General features: G+C 37.1%; 24 protein-coding genes. 4 read left to right on the plus strand and 20 right to left on the minus strand.

Annotated elements, in window-relative coordinates:
• Positions 1-79: 79 nt before the first annotated feature.
• The gene (rpmG, locus tag JTI58_RS06775; RefSeq protein ID WP_205445997.1) at positions 80-229 is read left to right on the plus strand and encodes a 50S ribosomal protein L33; all 150 of its coding nucleotides are present in this window, start codon (positions 80-82) and stop codon (positions 227-229) included.
• 492 nt (positions 230-721) lie between these two features.
• Here rpmG and JTI58_RS06780 read toward each other — a convergent pair whose 3' ends face one another.
• From JTI58_RS06780 to JTI58_RS06795, 4 genes are all read right to left on the minus strand, one after another.
• Positions 722-1,456, minus strand: a complete 735-nt coding sequence (locus tag JTI58_RS06780; RefSeq protein WP_205445998.1) for a hypothetical protein — start codon at positions 1,454-1,456, stop codon at positions 722-724.
• A gap of 11 nt (positions 1,457-1,467) precedes the next feature.
• Complete coding sequence (locus JTI58_RS06785) at positions 1,468-1,749, minus strand: hypothetical protein (RefSeq protein ID WP_205445999.1); 282 nt, start codon at positions 1,747-1,749, stop codon at positions 1,468-1,470.
• Positions 1,742-2,314 (minus strand): hypothetical protein, encoded by a 573-nt coding sequence (locus JTI58_RS06790; protein WP_205446000.1) that lies wholly within the window; start codon positions 2,312-2,314, stop codon positions 1,742-1,744. The genes JTI58_RS06785 and JTI58_RS06790 overlap by 8 nt, the downstream gene beginning before the upstream one ends.
• 84 nt (positions 2,315-2,398) lie before the next feature.
• The gene (locus JTI58_RS06795; protein ID WP_004231775.1) at positions 2,399-3,049 is read right to left on the minus strand and encodes a BMQ_0737 family morphogenetic spore coat protein; all 651 of its coding nucleotides are present in this window, start codon (positions 3,047-3,049) and stop codon (positions 2,399-2,401) included.
• 235 nt (positions 3,050-3,284) lie between these two features.
• Between JTI58_RS06795 and JTI58_RS06800 the strand changes: the two genes are divergently transcribed.
• Positions 3,285-4,472, plus strand: a complete 1,188-nt coding sequence (locus JTI58_RS06800) for a hypothetical protein (RefSeq protein WP_205446001.1) — start codon at positions 3,285-3,287, stop codon at positions 4,470-4,472.
• A gap of 163 nt (positions 4,473-4,635) precedes the next feature.
• Positions 4,636-5,253, plus strand: coding sequence for an exosporium glycoprotein BclB-related protein (locus JTI58_RS06805; protein WP_205446002.1), 618 nt, complete (start codon positions 4,636-4,638; stop codon positions 5,251-5,253).
• A 79-nt stretch (positions 5,254-5,332) separates the two neighbouring features.
• On the opposite strand, the gene JTI58_RS06810 is transcribed toward JTI58_RS06805, so the two are convergent.
• From JTI58_RS06810 to JTI58_RS06870, 13 genes are all read right to left on the minus strand, one after another.
• The gene (locus tag JTI58_RS06810) at positions 5,333-5,845 is read right to left on the minus strand and encodes a YfiT family bacillithiol transferase (protein WP_004231770.1); all 513 of its coding nucleotides are present in this window, start codon (positions 5,843-5,845) and stop codon (positions 5,333-5,335) included.
• Positions 5,846-6,118: 273 nt separating this feature from the next.
• Complete coding sequence (locus JTI58_RS06815; protein ID WP_205446003.1) at positions 6,119-6,598, minus strand: DUF4871 domain-containing protein; 480 nt, start codon at positions 6,596-6,598, stop codon at positions 6,119-6,121.
• 72 nt (positions 6,599-6,670) lie between these two features.
• A complete protein-coding gene (locus JTI58_RS06820; RefSeq protein WP_205446004.1) occupies positions 6,671-7,318 on the minus strand; it encodes a hypothetical protein in 648 nt (215 codons plus the stop codon).
• Positions 7,319-7,329: 11 nt separating this feature from the next.
• Positions 7,330-7,806 carry a GNAT family N-acetyltransferase gene (locus JTI58_RS06825; RefSeq protein WP_431844396.1) on the minus strand — a complete coding sequence of 159 codons (477 nt, stop codon included), beginning with the start codon at positions 7,804-7,806 and terminating at the stop codon, positions 7,330-7,332.
• 79 nt (positions 7,807-7,885) lie between these two features.
• On the minus strand, positions 7,886-9,457 hold the full coding sequence (locus JTI58_RS06830; protein WP_205446005.1) for a BCCT family transporter: 1,572 nt from the start codon (positions 9,455-9,457) through the stop codon (positions 7,886-7,888).
• Positions 9,458-9,577: 120 nt separating this feature from the next.
• Positions 9,578-10,348 (minus strand): alpha/beta hydrolase, encoded by a 771-nt coding sequence (locus tag JTI58_RS06835; RefSeq protein ID WP_205446006.1) that lies wholly within the window; start codon positions 10,346-10,348, stop codon positions 9,578-9,580.
• Entirely contained in the window at positions 10,345-11,127 is a 783-nt protein-coding gene (locus tag JTI58_RS06840) for an ABC transporter ATP-binding protein (protein WP_205447174.1), read from the minus strand. The genes JTI58_RS06835 and JTI58_RS06840 overlap by 4 nt, the downstream gene beginning before the upstream one ends.
• A gap of 29 nt (positions 11,128-11,156) precedes the next feature.
• On the minus strand, positions 11,157-12,188 hold the full coding sequence (locus JTI58_RS06845) for a FecCD family ABC transporter permease (RefSeq protein WP_431844397.1): 1,032 nt from the start codon (positions 12,186-12,188) through the stop codon (positions 11,157-11,159).
• Positions 12,181-13,188, minus strand: a complete 1,008-nt coding sequence (locus tag JTI58_RS06850; protein ID WP_205446007.1) for a FecCD family ABC transporter permease — start codon at positions 13,186-13,188, stop codon at positions 12,181-12,183. Before JTI58_RS06850 ends, JTI58_RS06845 begins: the two co-directional genes overlap by 8 nt.
• A gap of 160 nt (positions 13,189-13,348) precedes the next feature.
• Positions 13,349-14,332 (minus strand): ABC transporter substrate-binding protein, encoded by a 984-nt coding sequence (locus JTI58_RS06855; RefSeq protein WP_205446008.1) that lies wholly within the window; start codon positions 14,330-14,332, stop codon positions 13,349-13,351.
• Between the two features lie 203 nt (positions 14,333-14,535).
• Positions 14,536-15,366, minus strand: coding sequence for a helix-turn-helix domain-containing protein (locus tag JTI58_RS06860; RefSeq protein ID WP_205446009.1), 831 nt, complete (start codon positions 15,364-15,366; stop codon positions 14,536-14,538).
• A gap of 10 nt (positions 15,367-15,376) precedes the next feature.
• Positions 15,377-15,841 (minus strand): DinB family protein, encoded by a 465-nt coding sequence (locus JTI58_RS06865; RefSeq protein WP_205446010.1) that lies wholly within the window; start codon positions 15,839-15,841, stop codon positions 15,377-15,379.
• 21 nt (positions 15,842-15,862) lie between these two features.
• Positions 15,863-16,372 carry a nucleotidyltransferase family protein gene (locus tag JTI58_RS06870; RefSeq protein ID WP_243456344.1) on the minus strand — a complete coding sequence of 170 codons (510 nt, stop codon included), beginning with the start codon at positions 16,370-16,372 and terminating at the stop codon, positions 15,863-15,865.
• A gap of 173 nt (positions 16,373-16,545) precedes the next feature.
• On the opposite strand from JTI58_RS06870, the gene JTI58_RS06875 reads away from it, so the two are divergent.
• Positions 16,546-17,340 (plus strand): sulfite exporter TauE/SafE family protein, encoded by a 795-nt coding sequence (locus tag JTI58_RS06875; protein ID WP_205446011.1) that lies wholly within the window; start codon positions 16,546-16,548, stop codon positions 17,338-17,340.
• Here JTI58_RS06875 and JTI58_RS06880 read toward each other — a convergent pair.
• The 3 genes from JTI58_RS06880 to JTI58_RS06890 are packed head-to-tail and all read right to left on the minus strand — an operon-like array spanning position 17,337 to position 19,605.
• Positions 17,337-17,702 (minus strand): YybH family protein, encoded by a 366-nt coding sequence (locus JTI58_RS06880; protein WP_016993074.1) that lies wholly within the window; start codon positions 17,700-17,702, stop codon positions 17,337-17,339. The two genes, JTI58_RS06875 and JTI58_RS06880, sit on opposite strands and share 4 nt — an antisense overlap.
• 54 nt (positions 17,703-17,756) lie before the next feature.
• Positions 17,757-18,608, minus strand: a complete 852-nt coding sequence (locus tag JTI58_RS06885; RefSeq protein WP_243456406.1) for a DMT family transporter — start codon at positions 18,606-18,608, stop codon at positions 17,757-17,759.
• A 46-nt stretch (positions 18,609-18,654) separates the two neighbouring features.
• A complete protein-coding gene (locus JTI58_RS06890; protein ID WP_205446013.1) occupies positions 18,655-19,605 on the minus strand; it encodes a proline dehydrogenase family protein in 951 nt (316 codons plus the stop codon).

Raw genomic sequence — 19,605 nt, forward strand, 5'->3', positions numbered from 1 at the left:
TAAAAATAAACTTGACAATATCCTGTGAGAAATATAATGTTTAAATCGTAATAATTACTATTTAAAAGGAGGTCCCTGAATGCGTGTACAAGTAACACTAGCCTGCACTGAAACAGGTGATAAAAACTATATTACGACTAAAAATAAACGCAATCATCCTGAAAGATTGGAGCTAAAAAAATACTCCCCTCGCCTGAAACGTGTAACCCTGCATAGAGAGACAAAGTAATGCTGCTGGAATAGGGGTCAAGATAAGATCTTCTGGAGCAGGGTTGTTCTGCTTTGGAGCGGGTTCGGTCTGCCTTGGAGCGGTGTCCTCTTCCTTTGGAGCGGGTTCGACCTGTTTTAGAGCGGTGTCCTCTTCTTTGTGAGCAGGTTCGACCTGTTTTAGAGCGGTGTCCTCTTCTTTGTGAGCGGGTTCGACCTGTTTTAGAGCGCCTTCCTCTTCTTTTGGAGCGGGTTCAGTCTGCTTTGGAGCACCTTCCTCTTCTTTTGGAGCGAGTTCGACCTGCTTTGGAGCGCCTTCCTCTTCTTTTGGAGCGGGGTCGGTCTGCCTTAGAGCACCTTCCTCTATTTCTTGAGCGGTTGTGGCCTTTTTAGGAGCGCCTTCCTCTACTATGGGAGCGGTTGGACCCTTCTTAGAAGCTTCCCTATCGAATCAACGAAAAAATGACTGTTTCAAAGGCATACTTTTGAAACAGTCATTATCAAATTTTCACAGCTAAACCTGCTTTCTATTGATTTCTAACGCTAGTTCATTCAATTTCTGATCTAATTCATCGAGCATGCGTAATCTAAAATCTATTTGCTCATCAATATGAACTCCTTGTTTCATTGATGTGCCGCTACCATCAGATTGATTTTTCAATACATCTAATTCATTTGACAATCTCTCTATTTCCAAATTTTTCATCTCTAACTCACTTAATAAATGTTGGTGAAGGCTGTCCGATTCTACTTTCTCACGATGATATTTTTCTAGTGTCTCTATAATATTCTCCATATGTTTATCTGCTGTAGCTGTATAGTCACTTAACTTTTTATCTATGCCTTCAATAATTGACCTATGATTTGTATCAATTGAAGCATCATTCGACGCATGAATTTTGTCCTTCAATGACTTATTTTCAGCTCGCAATTCTGCCAATTCCTTTAATAATGCCTCAATGGATTCAATTTGTTTTTTTCTTTGCGCTTCTCTCTTCTGAATTTCTTCATCGTAAGCTTGCAAGTCCTTGTCAAAGTCTCTCTTCAACTTTAATAGCTCCATAGAAAGATCTTTTCTAAGCCTTGTTAATTGTACATTCTCTCGTTCAAGTCGGAGTACTAAAGCGTAATAATCACTATCTCTCAGTTTTTTTACTTCGTTTTTATACTTAGCTAATTCAGCCCGTAAAAAAATAATCATTTGTTGGAGCTGTATTGGATCATTGTTTTTCACAATATCATTGTCCATCATCACACCCCCTAACCTGAATATCTTTTTAGTAAATCGACCACCTCTTCAAACTGCTCTTTGGTTTCCTCTAGTAATTCATCTAGCTGCTTCATCCACTTTCCTTCTAATTGTGGATTTTTTATTTGTTCAACTTGGCTCTTTTCACCTGAAACAAGGGAGGCAATTAAAAGCTGTAATGTACTTTTTTCAAGAAAGGCAAAGCTATTATCTTGTTCATTACGACGACTTAGCTGTTCCTTCACTAATTGCTGAATTACACTACCAAACTCTTGTTTTTCATTATCACCCATTGTCTTCCTCCTGTGTTTGGCCCATTCCATTTAGATTAATTGGATTTAAAACAACAACACCATCTGTGAGCTGATCGCAATATGTAAAACCCATAATCGTGCCTGAATATGATAAATTATGGGACCATTTTATTTGAAAATTGGTAAATGAAATGGTTTCATTCGGTTCGATTGTTGATTTTCCAACTGGTCTTAGCCAATACTCCTCTTTGCTTGATTTGTCATTAAATCGCTCCCACTGACTCTGCCCCTGTGTCTTAAAGTTGGGGGTGAAATTTTCATGAACATATCTCCCAGAGAAGTAAAACGGTGAATCCTTAGGTATTGTTATGCACAGAGATGGATTCGTAACGGCTGCACTACCAATATTACGAATATGATAGGAGCCTAAACATAAGCTCTCTTGCTCAGGATCATAAGAAATATTTAACGAAGTTGTAAAATAACTAATGAGGTTAATCCTATTCGGAATTGTCAGTTCCTCAACCAACCTTTTAATTTCATGAACATAGGCATTTGTTTGTTCCTTTAGTGCCTGTATCTTGTCTTCAATACGATCTGCCACTTTAAACCTCCTTGTTATTTCCATTAAAAAAAGAGAGGATTACCCTCTCTTCATAGTATGACTTTCTTCTTTTTGTTATCACAATTAACCAACAGTTGGGAAAATAACTGGGCATTGTTGTGGACGAACCGCAGTTGGACATGAGAATGGTAAGTCTGCTCTTGGTTCGCAGAAAGTTGCTAAAAATTCCACAGTAACTGGGAATGTAGATTGAATACTTTGACAAACAGCAACAGTAATTGTCAACGCAGAGAACGTGATTGTACCTGCTGCAGCACCTGTTCCAACACTAAGTGTTCCAGTTGTACAAACGAAGCAATCTAAATCTGTGTATAAAATTTCAACGTCTGTTCCCTTTGGTGCACATAATGTCACTTGCTCACAGCGAGAAACTGGAATATTATTGCTTGTGAAAACAGTACCATTAGGTAAAGTAACGACAATTGTTAGAATGAAGTTCTTTTGAACATTTAGATGTTGCAGACAAACAGTTGATCCATCAATAGAGAATTGGCGATTCTCACGGTTCAGAATCACAATTGGATTTGTAGTTGCTGGAATTACTCGACAAGTAACAATAGCACCTGTTAAGTCAGTAGTTGCTGTAACACCTGGGAATGTAATTGGTCCAGTAGGTGAAATATCAAACGACATTTCTTTTACAATCCAGTCGTATACCTTATCAACATTTATACAGATTAGTTCCTGCGCCTGGGATGGCATATGCTCTTGCATCCTTTTGACACCTCCATAAAATTTTTATCTTTCGTTTGTAGCATATGTTTTTCAGCTATAAGTGCATGGGCTAACAAATAGTTACATTGGATATTTATTAAAATCAATCAAGATTCGTTTTCATACACTTCCTTCATTAACGATAGGAATCAAAATGTTGAAAGAACCGTTATATTTGTAACAGAAAGTTAATATTTTTAATAAACTAATAATGGACTGAAAGGGGTGAACTACAATGGAAGAGTCAAAATTGTATACCACTCAAGAAATTGAAAATTTAAAGCAAAAAATTGAATCTTATAGAGAATCGTTAACCTCGTTAAAAATGGGGGAGTCAATTGAAGATTTCCTTTATATGAAGCAAGAGTTTGATGGACTAAAAACACAGATGGCCCTTTTAGAAGGGATTACCGAGACATTGGATACTAAACAAAATTCATATATAAAAGGATACGACGATCAAATTAAGGTTCTTTCAACACAGCTTGAGTCTTTGAATCAAACCATTGAAGGAATGAACCAAGAGATTTTATCAATTTTAAATAGATTATTGCCAGTTAAAGGAAATGATACAAAAACCGTACCTCCCTCCATTGACATGCCTGCTCAAGCTTATTCTAATCTTTTACCTAGACAACCTAGAATGACACAGACAGCAGATCAAACTACAATTACATCAGCACAACCTTCTTATAGACTACTACAAAGTGTGGCAGGTAAAGCCAAAAACCACCAACCAAATGTAAATATCGGGGGTCCCTCTCCTCAGAATGGTCTACCGGAAACTAAACCTGAAGAACGGCATTTTAATCAGCAATATTTCCAATCGATCAATACGCACCCTAGCCAAATATACAATGGTTTATACAGAAACACGACAGTTGAATCCACCTTCCATTTTAAAAATGCCATGGATGCAAAGGAAGTTCCAGTAAGTGTTTATGATCCATCTGTCGTACAGCCTGCTTCAAGCGAAGAAAACATCGAGAATGATACTTTACAATCTTCTATAGTTAATGAATCAGATAGCACTAAAACTGAAACATTAAATAATCCTATGGAGGTTGTGAAAATTGAGAATGAACATAACAATCTTGAGAATCCCATTGTAACGAATGACTCGATAGAACGAGTTATCTTGGAGCAACCTAGCGAGCCTGTTAGTCAAGACATTGAAGCAATAGCTAGTGAGCCTCTCAACCAAATCATTGCGGAAACAGTAGCAGAACCTGCAGATATAGATCACTCTCCTTCATTGGAAACAGAAAAATATGTTGAAGTGTATCATGCTGATGCAACCTATGAGGTTCATCCGTCCTTTGAAGAAGAGATCATGCAACTTGAACCTGTAAACAAGCCGATTGAGGAAGAACATAAAAAGGGAAAAAACTCATTTTTCGATTTCTTTAAAAGATGGAGTTAACATTATCTTAAACATCCACTATGCCAAAACATACATAGTGGATGTATTTATGTGTCAAATAAAAGCTGTCGTTAAGAAATCATTGAATTTATAGGTGAAATAGATAATTGCCCTTAACCCCTAATCTGAAATGAATAGAATAATGAAGAAAGGGGGTGTAAAAATGTGTTTGAATAACTCAATGTGTGGCTGTTCAGGTAACCGTCATGGTAACGGGGAGTGTACTGCACTGGGACCTTTTGTTGCAATTGACGCTGCATGTATTACTCCACCAGTAGCTACTGGTTCTATTATCCCATTCTCATCAGGAATAACTCCTGTTGCTTTAGTGTCTCTTGCTACTGGTTTAGTTGGTACTGTAAGTCTTGTTGGATTTGGTACATCTGTTCCAGGGGTTGCTCTTGCTGGCGTTAATATCGATTTAACATCTAGTCTTGCTACAGAAGCATTTACTGTTCCACGTCCAGGTACAATTACATCTATTTCTGCTACAATCTCAGCAACTGCTGCTTTAACTCTAACTGGAACAGCGACTGTCAGAGCACAAATTTACCGTGCAGTTTCAGGAAGCAACGTTTTCAGCCCAACTGGAGCATTTGTTGATTTAGCACCAGCTTTACCATTATTAGCATTAGCTGTAGGTACGATTGCAAGTGGTAGTGCAAACGTTTCAGTACCTGTAAGTACCGGTGATCGTTTACTAATGGTATTCTCTATGACTACTACAGGAGTTGCTGCTACACTTGCTGGTAACGCAAGTGCTGGTATTACTATCGTATAAAATAAACTTAAATAAAAAATGAAAACAAGTGATTTCCTCATTAGCAGAAATCACTTGTTTTTTCATAAAACATCCATATTTATTTAACCAAAGCATTCTGAATGTGTGCCAAATGATGCTTGCCATGCCATGCATAAAGGCCAATTGCATGCTCAAGAGTCGTCAGGCCTGAATCAGGATGATTAAAGGCTCTTTGTAATTGTTCATCCGATAAACTTGACAGTAAATAAACCCAACGTTCATGTAAGCTTTCAATCAAATTAAATGAAATTGCTACTGGCATTTCAGAATCTGGTAGCTGTGCCCATTCTGCCTCATTGTATGGCTTAATGGTTGGTACATCCTCTGTTAACGCTAGCTTAAAACGGATATAGCTATTCATATGACTATCAGCAATATGATGGACTAGCTGTGTCACGGTCCAGCCATTTTCACGGTAAGATTTTGCTAAGTCTTGCTCGCTTGCACCACTTAATGCCTCTGCAAGTTGTTTTGGTAACAAACGGATTTCATTAATCCACTCTAGTACTTGTTGTGAATTCATTTCTTTAGGAAATTGGAATTGTCCAATAGGATAACGTAAATCTCTCATATTGCTGACCTCCATTTTACTTTTTATATTACCAATTTAATATTTTTCTTGCTACAACCATGCACTGTAATTATCTATGTTCAATAGCTTTTCGTATTTTTATATACTTTCTGAATGGCGACTTCAGCATCTTGTGCATTTCAGAGAATATGAAAGCAATACACAATGTAAGCTTACATACGCACAACATACACCTCCTTTCCCAATACATATTCAAACAATCAAAAACCCTTATTTTATAATTTTAAATACTTACAAAATAAGGGTTTACTATTATTCCTGGATATCGTATATCAACGTATCAAAGTATTTTTCATTTGTATATAGTAGAATAGCCCATTCACCAGACTGAGGAATTTTCACATGAGAAGGTGTATGTGCATCTGCTCCATTAACAGGTCCTCCAAGTCCTATGCTCCAACCATCCACTAAAATCGGTTGTATGACTTTAGAGTCTCTATGGTATCCAATAACCGTTAATTCTGTATCTCGTACTTTATCTATTCCCCATAGATGCCACATCCATTTTTGTATGCTTAAACTTGGCATATCTGCGCCAATGACACCCGATTTATCAGCATTACCAATAATGCCTCTTTCACCAAATTTCTCTGCCTTATGCTCCCAATCAACTAATGCAAAATCATTTTCTTGTACAAAATTAGGTAGATCCTCTGGCATTGTAACATTTGCTTTATCTGTACAACCCACTAAAAATAATAGCAATATACATAAAAATACAACTCGTTTCATAACATCCCCCTTTCTTATGAAACGTTTGTTATAACCATATTGTTACAGATAATTCTGTAAATTATGGAACTATCATTTTATCGTACTCTTTACAATAGAAACTAATGACTTTAATGGATGGAGAATTTTAATCGCCGTGTGATCTTCAAATCGTTGTGCTGCATCCACCATCGATAGCTGGGCTACAGATAGAAATTTTTGCTCAGCTGATAAAGTATGTACAGTTCTTAAAATAGTCTCATCATAGGCTTCCTTTTTTCCCTGTATAATAAGCTCAAATGTATGGTCAATAATTTTTGCCTCTACATCTACTGATATTCCTCGTTGCTTAGCATATTGGTGAAGTCTTGCCATCGTTCCTTCAACAGTCGCTGGATTTGAGAAAAGAATTATTTGAGGCTGTTGCTTACTACATATACTTTCAAAATAGGGCTCATCAATCTTTATAATAGGGATCAGGGGATTAGAAAAAGTTTCTCCTTCTAATAAGGCAATGTAATTTGTACACGTTATTAAAATGGCATCCACATCACAGTTAATTATCCATTCAATTTGCTCCTTAACTTTACGTGCTAAACCATCACTACCTTTAGAGACGTGCTGTATAAAGCCAGGGTCTACAAAATGGAGTATCTCTATGTCTTCAGCGCTTTGAAAAGCGTGCTCTATGTATTCTATATTGGAATAATGAGCATGCAAGCAGCCAAGCTTTTTTCTCAATTAAACTCCTCCTAATTGGAAAGTTTCTTTTCCATTGTTGCTATTACTAGAGAGTTACCATTACAATTCTTCACCATTTCCTCTTTCGTTACAACATAATCTAATGAACGATATAACTCAATATTACGCGGAACACTCATACGTACTTTGCACTGACTAATTGTTATCCCCTTCGATAGTGCATTTTGTTCAAGCCAAGAAATTAGTGCCTTAGCTAAACCTTGTCCTTGTCTTTCTGGGATAACTGAAAGTCTAAAAAAATAAATCCCCTTTGTACTGAGTTTAAACCTTACCATGGCAACTGGCTGTTTATTGATATAGCCAATAAACGCTTGTTCACTTTGCTCCATTGCCTGCTCAATAGAATACACCGTTTCACTTAGTGCACTGGATGGTGGAGTAGCTTTTTCATATTCTTGAAACGCCTGTAGCATCAACTGATGTATTACTGGGGCATCCTTGCACTCTGCTAACACAATTTCCATCATAAAGCACCCCTAATCGTTTTTTATTCATAATAATGTATATTAAAACAAAAAGAAACCGTATTATTTCTAATACGGCCTACTACTTAGTATGTTTGTCTTTTATTTTTGCTTCCTTTTCAATATGCTTTCTCGCTATTTTCAAACGTTGGATATCCTTTTTCTTAAGAGGAATAATCTCTTCCTTCATCATCTTAATATACGAAATCATTAATAAAAGTAAAACTACTGTAAAAGGTAATGCAGCGATTAACGAGGCCGTTTGTAATGCTTCAAGACCCCCTGTGTACAATAAAACGCCTGAAATAGCTGCCATTAAAACACCCCATACTAACTTTGATAAAATTGTGGGATTTAAAGAACCTCTGGACGTCATGCTAGCCATAATAAATGTAGCTGAATCAGCAGAAGTGATTAAGAAAGTAAAAATTAACATTATGCCTATAACTGGGGCTAACAGTGATAATGGCAAATGTTCAAGCATTTGAAAAAGTGCAATTGTAACATCATTACTAACCGCTTCAGCTATATGTGCATTTTCATGTAAATCAAACCACATGGCAGTACCACCAAAGACTGCAATCCAAAAACAGGCAATAAGGGGTGGGATAATTAAAACCCCTATAATAAATTCTCGAATCGTTCTACCTCTAGATACACGAGCTATAAATGATCCTACAAACGGAGACCAAGCAATAGCCCAAGCCCAATAAAAAATAGTCCAATCTTTTACCCAAGTTCCCCCCACATATGGCTGCATTCGAAGGCTATACTGAATAAAATTTGAAATATAATCCCCTACCGCTAATGTAAAAGTTTCTAGAATGAATACTGTAGGGCCTGTTATAAATACAAAAAGCAACAGAACAATAGCAAGGCCCATATTAACATTACTTAAAATACGAATCCCTTTTTGAAGACCTGTCGTAGAAGAAAACATATAGCCTACAAACATAATGGCAATAATAGATATTTGTATAACAAATGTATTTGGCAAGCCAAAGACAAATTTCAATCCCCCATTTGTTTGTAGAACTCCGAGGCCAATAGACGTGGCTACACCCATAACTGTAGCAATAACTGCCAGAATATCAATCGTATTTTTGACTATACGATTAGAACCAGTGACTGGCTCTAAAGCTGTAGAGATTAATAAATTTCGTTTTTTATTAAATTGTACATAGGCCATGACCAATCCCATAATAGTATACACTGACCATTGGCTTATACCCCAATGAAAGAATGAATAGCCCATGGCAAGTCTTGCAGCATCTGTTGTTAAAGGTTCCGTAGAGCTAAAAGGTGGTGAAAAATAATGACTCATTGGCTCAGCTACTCCCCAGAAGACCAAACCGACACCAAGTCCAGCTGAAAAGAGCATGGAAATCCAAGTTAGAAAACTAAACTCAGGGCGACCATCTTCCGATCCAAGGCGAATGGTACCATATTTGCTAATGGCCAAGCCAAATAAAAAAATAACGATAATAAAGACTGACATTAAATAAAACCAGCCAAAATAATCCGTTGTCATATGAAATACGCTGTTTGCTACGTTCTTAAATTTTTCTGGTATCGTTGCTCCGATAATAACTAAGAGAGAAATTGCTCCACTAGAAATAAGAAATACTGGGTTTTTTAAAATTTTATTTTGCATACAGCGCCTCCATTTATCCCAGACAGATGACCAAATTTCCTTTATTATGCGTACAATTCAACTATTTTATTAATAAATAAAAAAGAAACCACATTATCAAAAGACAATGCGGTTTACCTATTATTGTGATGTATGCATAAAACGTATTGCCCTACTCATAACAGTTGGTACGATCGAAGCATGATTTTCGTTTAAAGCCTCATAAAAATCAACATTCATTATTTTTTCTAACACTGTCGCCATTTGTCGCGCATCATCCACCATAAAGGTTTCAAATTCACCTGCGCTCATAAACAATGTTTCGTTCATATCTTGATGCTCGTTCAGAAATACTGACGCACATTGCACTAGTTCATGTTCATTCCACCAAATGGAAGGACTAATAGCTAGGTAGCGTTGGAAGCTGGATTGATGATGAAATAGTTGCCAAAGTGCAAAATAACCTCCTAAGGAGTGTCCAAATAAAGCTTGTTGTGCTTTATTTACTGGATATTGTGCCTCAATCGTTGGCTTTAGCTCTTCTTCTATAAAGCCACTAAAATCTACTGCTCCTCCAAGCTTTTCATGACCTTTTCCTTTAAATCGTGCTGGATAAGTATATGTCTCTGCCGGCGCTGTAAAATCATAAAATCTTCTTTCACGCATATCATCGCCATGACCAATTCCAACAACGATAGCCGGAAGGACACCTGTTTTTGGTGCATTACGACTTTGTAGACGTACCGCTTCCTTTACAAGATTAAAATAAGATGAGCCATCAAGTACATACAAAACAGGGAAGCCATCTTGTGGTGCTTCCTCCTCTGGCACATAGATATTAATTGTGTACGTATAATTCGTCAATTTTGAAGTCATTTGTTGTGTAACGTAATCTACTTTAGCTGTATTCATTTAATATCCTCCTTCAAAATGTCGTAGCCATAGCATACAGGTGTATTTGTTACAGGATCTTCCATAATACGTGCATCAATATTAAATACTTTACGCATCACATCAGCACTTAAAATTTCCTGTGGAGTGCCAGTTTGCATAATAATACCCTTACGCATTGCAATAAGATGATCTGAATATCGGGCAGCATGGTTAATATCATGTAAAACCATCACTATTGTACAGTTGTGCTGCTCATTTAAACTTTTCACAATATCCAATACTTCTAGCTGATGTGCCATATCTAAATAAGTAGTAGGTTCATCCAACAGCAAAATATTTGTTTCTTGCGCTAAGGCCATAGCTAGCCAAACACGCTGACGCTGACCTCCTGAAAGCTGTGCAAGCTCCCTATTTCGGTATTCCATTGTATTGGTAACCGTTAACGCCCATTCAATCATTTCCTCATCCTTATTCGTTAAACGATTGACATTGTTTCGATGTGGGTAGCGGCCATACGCAATTAACTCCTCCACTTTCAATTGACCAGGAGCAACAGGTGTTTGAGATAATATTGCTAGCTTCTTGGCAATATCTTTCGTCGATAAATTTTGCATATTTTGCTCCTGCAAATAAACCGTACCTTGTTGTTTTTTTAAAATACGTCCTATTGTTTTAAGGAGAGTAGACTTACCACAACCATTCGGGCCAATGATTGTAGTCACTTTACCCTCTTCTATCGCTAAATTTAACCCTTCAAAGACACGTACCTGCTCATAACCAGAAGCCAAGTTTTCCATTCTAAATGCAGTTTGCACACCATTTCCTCCTATGCCTTAGATTTCACCAGTAAATACAAGAAATATGGAATCCCAATAATTGAAACGACAATTCCTACAGCCAGTTCCGATGGTGCAAAAACGGTTTTACCAATAAAATCAGCTAAAATTAACAGACCGGCACCAATTAACGCACTCACTGGCATAACATAACGGTGCTGAATACCAACAAGTTGCTTGGCAATGTGTGGGGCCATTAAACCTATGAAGCCAATACTCCCTGATACAGACACACAAGCACTGACAAGACCTACACTGGCTAATAACAGCTTCATTTTCTCCTTTTCAACCGCTATTCCTAAACTCGTGATGCTATCCTCTTCAAGCTGAAAATAATCGAGTAAATACGATTTTCTATGCACGTATATTCCTAAGATCAAGAGCCAAGGAAGCATCGTAAGCGCAAAGATCCAATTAGCATTATAAATAGAACCTGCCATCCAAATGGCCGCTGATTCAAAATCTTGTGCACTCATTTTTAAGGATAGAAACAAAGACAAAGCTCCAAATCCACTATTGATAGCAATACCTGTTAAGATTAATCGCTGCATATCCAGATGACCATTTTTTAAAGCAAATGAAAAAATCAAGACAGCTGCAATCGTTCCACCGATAAAACCGAATAATGGCATCATTAAAATTGACAGCCAGCTGCTCATATCAGCACTCACTAACTTTAATTGAAAGAAGAACATGAATATGACGACTGCTGCACCAGCCCCTGCATTAATCCCTAAAATACCTGGATCTGCTAGTCCATTACGTGTAATACCTTGTAATACAACTCCCGCCATACCTAAGCCAATGCCCACAAGTCCAGCAATGACAATCCGAGGTAAACGAAATTCAAAAATAACAAGATCAAACTTTGAATTTGACTCAATCCGCAATAATGTTTTGATGACATCCATTACAGACATATCAAAAACACCATTTGTAATATGTAAATAACTCGCAACTAAAATCAATAAAACAAGCATCGACATGGTTAAAAAGAATACACTTGAGGTTTTTTTACGCACGTTTTTCACCTCCGTGCTTACGAACTAAATATAAGAAGAATGGTACACCGACCAATGCGGTTAAGACACCAATTGGCGTTTCAAATGGATAATTGACAACGCGACTCAGGACATCACAAAGCGCTAAGAAGAAGGCACCGATGACAGCTGCACAAGGAATAATATAACGATAATCAACACCAACAAGGAAGCGTGTAATATGTGGTATGACTAACCCTACAAAGGCAATTTTTCCTACAAGTGCAACCGCTGTCCCTGTCAAACATACAACAGCTAGCATGCTAATAATTCGCACCGCTTTTGTTTTTTGTCCAAGTCCCATGGCAATATCTTCACCTAGCGAAGTAATGGTAATCGCTTTTGCAGATAGTAAAGCCAAGATCAATCCAGTTAGACCAAATGGAATCGAAAGGATAAGCATATCCATATCCACCATATGTACCTTTGTGTTATACCAAGCACTTACTGTTTGCGATACTTGGAAATACATCGCAATCGCAGTAGCAATACTACTTAAAAATGTACCAATGACGGTTCCAATTATGGCTAGCCTTACTGGTGATAAGCCATTGCGGATTAACGAGCCAAAACCAAAGACAATTCCTGCCCCTAATGCCGAGCCTAGCATCGATAATAAAATCATTTGATAATTAGGAAGCCCTGGGAAAAACACAATGGCTAATGTGATGACAAATGCAGAGCCATCATTGACACCCATTAATGAAGGGGAGGCTAAATAATTTCGTGTAATCCCCTGCATGACTGCACCAGCTACTGCTAAAAATGCTCCAACTAGCAATACTGCGGCAACTCTTGGAATACGGCCTGTCCGTATAATTTGATGATCAACATTGGACGGATCAAATGCTGTCATCGACTGCCACACTGTAAGGGCACTAATATCTTTTGTTCCATACATAACAGAAATAAGTGCCACAAGGGCAATAAGGAAAGGAGATACCGCTAATATTGAAAATGACACTATGTTTGTTTTTTTCAACTTTCACACCTTTTTCTTTATCCATTTCGTGGCACACAATATCAAACACTTAAGTGTATACCCTTTTAAAAACAACTGCTTGCAATGAAAAATACGGTATCTTACAAAAGGCCGGTAATAGCCCGGTGATACCACCAAATCTACTACCAGCCTGTTTATACTATTTAAGTAATTTTTCAGCTGCGGCATCTAAGAATTTCACCTTAGACCAAGCAGTACCACCTTGTGCTAATGGCTCAATTGTGTTGACGAAAACTTGATTATTTTGTGCTGCCTTTAAGCTAGTGAAAATTGGATTCTTTTGTAGTTCCTCTAACGCTTTTGGAGAATCCGTATTTTCTGATTCCTCAAATTGTAGGAAAATCGCATCTGGATTTACTTGTGCTAATGTTTCAAGTGATAATTCAGCTTGCGCTTTCGCTGTTGTTAAAACTTCTGGAACTGGTGCTCCTAAATCTTCATACAGTACAGGGTTTAAATAAACACCTGCTGGATAGATGTACATCACACCACCGCGAACACGAATGATTAATACTTGCTTATCTGCTAATTGCTCCTTGGTTTTCACCTGTGCATCAGCAACTTTTGCTTCATAGTCAGAGATGATTTTCTTTGCATCCTCTTCTTTACCAGCTAATTGTGCAAGCAATGTTAAATTTTCTTTCCAGTTTGTTGAAATATGTGAGTATGGAATCATTGTTTGAATTTTGTTCAGTTTTTCGGCCGTTTCTTCAGGGAATTTCGAAGTACCCACGATTACATCAGGATCCAAATTAAGAATGGCTTCTGCATTTGGCTCCATTTTATTTCCTACAAGTGTAGCTCCTTCAAAATCTGTTGCTAGATAGGCAGGAACTTTGCCACCTACTTCAAGAACACCTACTGGCTTAATACCAAGCATTGCAGCATCTTCCATTGATTCAAGACTTGCAGCGACAATGTTCTTTACTTCTGCTGGTAGCTCATATTGCTCACCTAAGTACGTAATTGTCTGTGTTGTTTTAGCTTGCTCTGTCTGTGATTCTGTTGCGCTTGTCTCTGCTGTATTAGCTGTTGACGTAGACTCCTCTGCTTTATCTGTTCCACATGCAGCCAGTGATAATGCTAATAGTGCTGGAGCACACATTTTAAAATATTTATTCATAGATATTCTCCCCTAACGAGCTCATATTGATAATGATAATCGTTTTCATATATATGTCAATATATAATTGATACTCATTATCATTTACGGATACTATCCTAACAAAGTGAAAAAAGATTGTGAATGGACGATTTCGAAAATGACATGGATTTTTGCCGATTTTACTAATAAAAAAACTGCTTCTTTTTTGTAAGAAACAGTTTTTACATATAGTTGGATTCCTCTATTTTCATCTTTCGATAGGCTGAAGGAGACAAACCTGTACATTTTTTAAATACTCTACTAAAATAAAAACAATCTACATATCCGACACATTCTGCTACTTCAGCTACTGGAATTACATCATATTCTAGCAAGTCTTTTGCGCGTCGTATACGATATTCCGTAATATAAGTGCTTGGATTCATGCCCGTATGCTGCTCAAATAAATAAGCAAAACGACGACGCTCAATGCCAAATTCCATCGAGATATTTGATACGGAGATTTGCTCTGCATAATGTTCATGTATATATTGTAATGCCTGCTCCATTAATTCGCTGGCACTATCCAAAACCTTCATTTTTGCCGCTACAAGAATATCTTCCAGCAAATTCATAAATAATGTCTTAGACTTAAATATAGCCATATTACCGGGATAGGAATGGCTTTCTATTAATTGCTGAACATGGCTAATAATTTGTGTGTTAAAACCTGTATTGATGAGAAAATGTTGCTCAGCTAGTGGAAAAAGAGCTATTTCCTCTGTAGGTAGTCGATAATGCACAACTGCATACTCCCACCCTTTGTGACCAGTCGCTCTCACTTCTATCGGCATTTGGGGTCCTGCATGGACGATCATTCCTAGCTCCATCATATAGGGCGTTCCATTAAAGCTAAAGATTGCACTACCTGCAAGTGGCACCACTAAACCACATTTTTCTGGCGCTGTTGTTCTACCAACATCCACTTCACCAGGCTTCATTTTTTTAATAAAAACATCTGTAAATTTTACAGAAGCATGTGCAAAGTAATCAATTAAATATTTGATATCCATATGCTAACTCCTATACATGTATAACATTCTGAATCTGTGAAAAATGATGTAAATCATGATTGATTAATCCTACAAAATAATCGACTACGGTCATCTCTGACTGCCCAATTTTAAACGACTGTTGCCATTGCTCATCTGTCCATCGCTGAATGGTCTGTAATAATTGACGTCTTGTGAAAATAAATTCATTCAATGTTTCCTCCATTGCTTGTTCACGACTTTTCTTAGCAGCCATCGTATTCAAATGTGCTACATCTGGCCCTTTCGGCAGACGCTCATCTGTAAGAAGAAAAGGAATTCGGTGATTTAGCACAAACTTATCCCATGGAGGAAGATGTCCAATTACCTCTGCAACTGACCATTTCCCAGGTTCAATGGGCATACGCCATTGTGCCTCAGATAACCCTCGTAAATTATCTATCCAATCTAAAGATTTTATATAGTGTTTAATGACATAGGTTTTATCTTGTTGCAATTGTTCCCCCTCTTTCTTTTTTTATTGAAGATGAATTTTCAATTCTGGCCAACATAAATGCCATTGTTTTTGCTGAATTCTTTGACGATAAATCGCATAGGCATCCTTATTTTCTAGGTAAAACGGTGTTGGCTCAACAATGCCTGCTCCTAAAAGATGAATACCATAGGGTGCTGTAATTTCTAGTATCCCATCTGATAACTTTACACCGATCGCTGTTGGTATTTCAGAAAAATGAGAAATGCCATCAATAGCCGATTTATACGGATTACTACCATTTAGCACATGCATCCGTGCTTGATTTTTCACGGACCAAGGCTCGTTTGGAGATACCTTTCTCAGTTCTTGCTCATACTGCTTCTCTACTGCTTCTGCTAAATTTTCTTTATCAAAATATATCACATCAATATCAGCAATTGGTGTTCTTTCCTCCTTATTATGAAGGTAATCCCATACCTTTGAGCGAATAATTCCTGCGCATATCCACCGATCTGGTAGTTGCAAGTTTTCTACTGTGGATAAAATGCTCATTATCCAGTCATCAGATGCTATTTAAGCTCTTCAACTCTTCCTCCGTTTGAAGCAATCTCATTCAGCCATCCCCCATTAATATAAATTAAATTTATAAATCACCAAAAATTATATATTAGATTTATACATTAACACCATTTACCCTAAAGCTAATAAAAGAAAGGGAGAAGATTATGAATAAAATGATCCTGCTGTTGTTATTTGTACTACTTAGCTTAATTGGACTTTTCTATGCAAACATTTCTTTAACACTCGTATGTATCGGAATGGTAGCTGCTTTTATCGGTACACTTGCGGGAGGTGGTGGACTCATTACACTTCCTGCCATGATGCTTGTCGGTATCCCGATTCAAACAAGTATTGCCACAAACAAATTTTCGACAGGCATTTCGTCTTTATCCAGTATTTTTTATCTACTCTATCAGAAGGAGTTACATCTCACATCTATCATTAAATATATAGCCCTTGCTATTGTTGGGGGGATTTGCGGCTCACTTTTAGCTGTTTCGCTGTCTGAGCAAACTATGAACTATATGGCCTGTGTACTACTCCTTTTGGCTTTAGTCGTAACTTTAAAAAATAAGGCGTGGACGGAAGTTTCTGATTCGCTAGAACATCAAGCACCTCATTTTTGGCAACCATTTATCATCGCCATGTATGATGGTGGTTTCGGCCCTGGCTCTTCGACATTTAGCATCTTACACTATCTACGTTCACATCATACTTACATAAAGGCTGTACAGCTCACTCGAGTACTCCTCTTCGGGAGCTGTACAGGTGCATTTATTGTGTTTTATCACACTGGCTTTATTCAATGGCACTATGCAATTGCTATGGCACTAGGCTCCATTATAGGCTCCCAATTAGGTCTCCTAGTGCTCCCCTACATTCCATTAAAAATAGCCAAAACACTACTAACAGTGATTATTATATTGTTGCTTGTTCAAGTTACATTGAAAATAATTTAATGACCACTACTCAAATGCTCATGAATTATCTTCCATTGATCGTTAACTAATGTAAAAATATTAGTCGCTCTACCGCTACCTGATACAAACTTTTCGTTATGATAGCCTTCATAGTGATATGTATAGAGACAGGTAGCCGTCTTTTCATCAACGGTTAACCATTTTACATCAGTAGCTGAATAAACCTCTTCTTTAATGACATTCCATGCATGCTTGAAATAAGCCTCAATCTCCTCTGTTGTTGTGCAAGTTTTATCAGAGAACCAATAAATTGCTTGTGGATGCAAAATAGCCTTTACTTGATTAAAATCATGGGTATTTGTTGCTTGGATATATTGTTCCAATGCTTGTTGATGTGTCATCTTCACTCCTCCTTTTTTAACAATATTATCCTATAATTAACTTCTTATAAATCACTAGTTCCTTAGCCCTTTCTGCTTTGACAGTAAATAGATGGCAGCTATAATTAAGAAAAAACCACAGACCTGAAGATTAGTTATTTTTTCATCCAATAGAATAGAAGATAAAATCATACTACTAATTGGCAATAAGCTAGTAAGTACACCTGCCCACGATGCTGAAATTACTGCAAGACCCTGTTGCATCAAAAGAAACGCTATGACGGTTACAACAATGCCGAAATACAATACTAATCCCCACTCTGCAGCTGAAATTTCTTCAAATTCAAAATATCTGCTTTCAGCTACAGCCAATGGGAAAAATAATATGACGCCAAATAAGCTAACCATAGTTGAGACTGTAAGAGCACTCATACGATAAGAAATTAACTTACCTATGATGATAAATAAAGATTCGCAAAATACTGCCCCTAAAATGAATAGATTTCCTAATAATGAAGTTGAATAATGGTTAGTAGCAGAATAGTTAGCAATGTTCATAAAGATAGCTCCCACTACGGCAAGAAGTATGCTAATACCCATATTCCTCGTTAATTTCTCCTTCAAAATAAAATAGGATAGGATTGCAGTGCAGACTGGCAGAGTACCAGTAATAATACCAGCTTCCATAGCAGTCGTTTTTGAAAGACCATGGAGCATTAATATATTAAATAAAAACACCCCTAATAACGCTTGTAAAAAAACCGCTACTAACTCTTTTCTGTTTAATGTTGAAAATCCCTCTATCTTTATCCACAAAGGAATTAAAATAATTGCAGCCACAAGAAATCTTAGTTCATTCGCTAAGAAAATTGGAAAGCTTTGAACAACCAACTTGCCCGCAACAACTGAACTACCAACGATACTCATTGCCACAAAAACTTTCCCGCTACTCCAGATCCATCTATTCATTCTTCTATACTACGCGTTCAATGGATTCATTAATAATATCGGTTACTGCTAAATATAGGTTTTCAGGGTGTTCAGCAATTCGGTGGCAAAGATATAAGTACCACTCATTTCCATACGTTAAATATACTCTACAACGATAATCTTTCCGTCTTAATTCATTGAGTAATGTAGGACGTACACCATAAAGCATCTCAACTTCAACATTTGAGTTATCAAGATATTGACGTCGCTCTAGCTCTTGAATAAGCATTTCATCATGTGTAGCGATTGATAACGGATGATTCGCATTTACTAATTGATCAACATACTCAAGATAACGCTTATTCAGTTCTTCTGATCTGATCATGGCTATATCGACAGACTCTTGAAAAGCCCCTTTAACAAGTCTTATTTTTCCTGGATATTGCATAAGTTCTTGTAAATCTACCTTTGTACGATAAAGATGAACTTGTAATGTAATTCCGATATTTGTAAAATCTGTTGCTATTTTTTTGTAAAGAGTAATAATATCACTAGTCTTTGAGGATTCTTCCATACTTATCATCAAAGTTATTCCATACTGTTGAGCTTTTTGTGTAAGCTCTTCAAGGTGCTTATAAGCAATCTCAGCATTAATAGAAAGACCTATATGAGATAAATCGAAAGATACTGTTTGCTTCAAAGATAAAATCCCCATGTCCTCAATTACTTGTAAAAGCTCATCCTTTGCTCTTTGACAATCCCTTAAATTGGTTGTATTTTCCCCAATATATTCAATGGAGATATTATAATTGTCATTAAGATAATTACGTGCAGCAGTGATGGCATCCTCTCTCTTTTCCCCTGTTACATACCTTTTTGCGGCTTTCCATAATAATGGGTAGAGCTCTGTCGATTGTTGCACCGCATATTTCAAGCGCTCGTCTCGTGCCGCGGCTTTTAAGGCTTGAATCACTAATTCTTCTGTTTTCTTCAT

Source organism: Lysinibacillus fusiformis (genome assembly GCF_016925635.1).
In the GTDB taxonomy this organism is placed as follows: Bacteria; Bacillota; Bacilli; order Bacillales_A; family Planococcaceae; genus Lysinibacillus; species Lysinibacillus fusiformis_F.

Bases quoted from the DNA above. Each gene is read 5' to 3' on its own strand.
- rpmG (WP_205445997.1), top strand. From the start codon at position 80: ATGCGTGTACAAGTAACACTAGCCTGCACTGAAACAGGTGATAAAAAC.
- JTI58_RS06780 (WP_205445998.1), bottom strand. From the start codon at position 1,456: ATGGACAATGATATTGTGAAAAACAATGATCCAATACAGCTCCAACAA.
- JTI58_RS06785 (WP_205445999.1), bottom strand. From the start codon at position 1,749: ATGGGTGATAATGAAAAACAAGAGTTTGGTAGTGTAATTCAGCAATTA.
- JTI58_RS06795 (WP_004231775.1), bottom strand. From the start codon at position 3,049: ATGCAAGAGCATATGCCATCCCAGGCGCAGGAACTAATCTGTATAAAT.
- JTI58_RS06800 (WP_205446001.1), top strand. From the start codon at position 3,285: ATGGAAGAGTCAAAATTGTATACCACTCAAGAAATTGAAAATTTAAAG.
- JTI58_RS06805 (WP_205446002.1), top strand. From the start codon at position 4,636: ATGTGTTTGAATAACTCAATGTGTGGCTGTTCAGGTAACCGTCATGGT.
- JTI58_RS06810 (WP_004231770.1), bottom strand. From the start codon at position 5,845: ATGAGAGATTTACGTTATCCTATTGGACAATTCCAATTTCCTAAAGAA.
- JTI58_RS06815 (WP_205446003.1), bottom strand. From the start codon at position 6,598: ATGAAACGAGTTGTATTTTTATGTATATTGCTATTATTTTTAGTGGGT.
- JTI58_RS06825 (WP_431844396.1), bottom strand. From the start codon at position 7,806: ATGATGGAAATTGTGTTAGCAGAGTGCAAGGATGCCCCAGTAATACAT.
- JTI58_RS06830 (WP_205446005.1), bottom strand. From the start codon at position 9,457: ATGCAAAATAAAATTTTAAAAAACCCAGTATTTCTTATTTCTAGTGGA.
- JTI58_RS06835 (WP_205446006.1), bottom strand. From the start codon at position 10,348: ATGAATACAGCTAAAGTAGATTACGTTACACAACAAATGACTTCAAAA.
- JTI58_RS06840 (WP_205447174.1), bottom strand. From the start codon at position 11,127: ATGGAAAACTTGGCTTCTGGTTATGAGCAGGTACGTGTCTTTGAAGGG.
- JTI58_RS06855 (WP_205446008.1), bottom strand. From the start codon at position 14,332: ATGAATAAATATTTTAAAATGTGTGCTCCAGCACTATTAGCATTATCA.
- JTI58_RS06860 (WP_205446009.1), bottom strand. From the start codon at position 15,366: ATGGATATCAAATATTTAATTGATTACTTTGCACATGCTTCTGTAAAA.
- JTI58_RS06870 (WP_243456344.1), bottom strand. From the start codon at position 16,372: ATGAGCATTTTATCCACAGTAGAAAACTTGCAACTACCAGATCGGTGG.
- JTI58_RS06875 (WP_205446011.1), top strand. From the start codon at position 16,546: ATGAATAAAATGATCCTGCTGTTGTTATTTGTACTACTTAGCTTAATT.
- JTI58_RS06880 (WP_016993074.1), bottom strand. From the start codon at position 17,702: ATGACACATCAACAAGCATTGGAACAATATATCCAAGCAACAAATACC.
- JTI58_RS06885 (WP_243456406.1), bottom strand. From the start codon at position 18,608: ATGAGTATCGTTGGTAGTTCAGTTGTTGCGGGCAAGTTGGTTGTTCAA.
- JTI58_RS06890 (WP_205446013.1), bottom strand. From the start codon at position 19,605: ATGAAGAAAACAGAAGAATTAGTGATTCAAGCCTTAAAAGCCGCGGCA.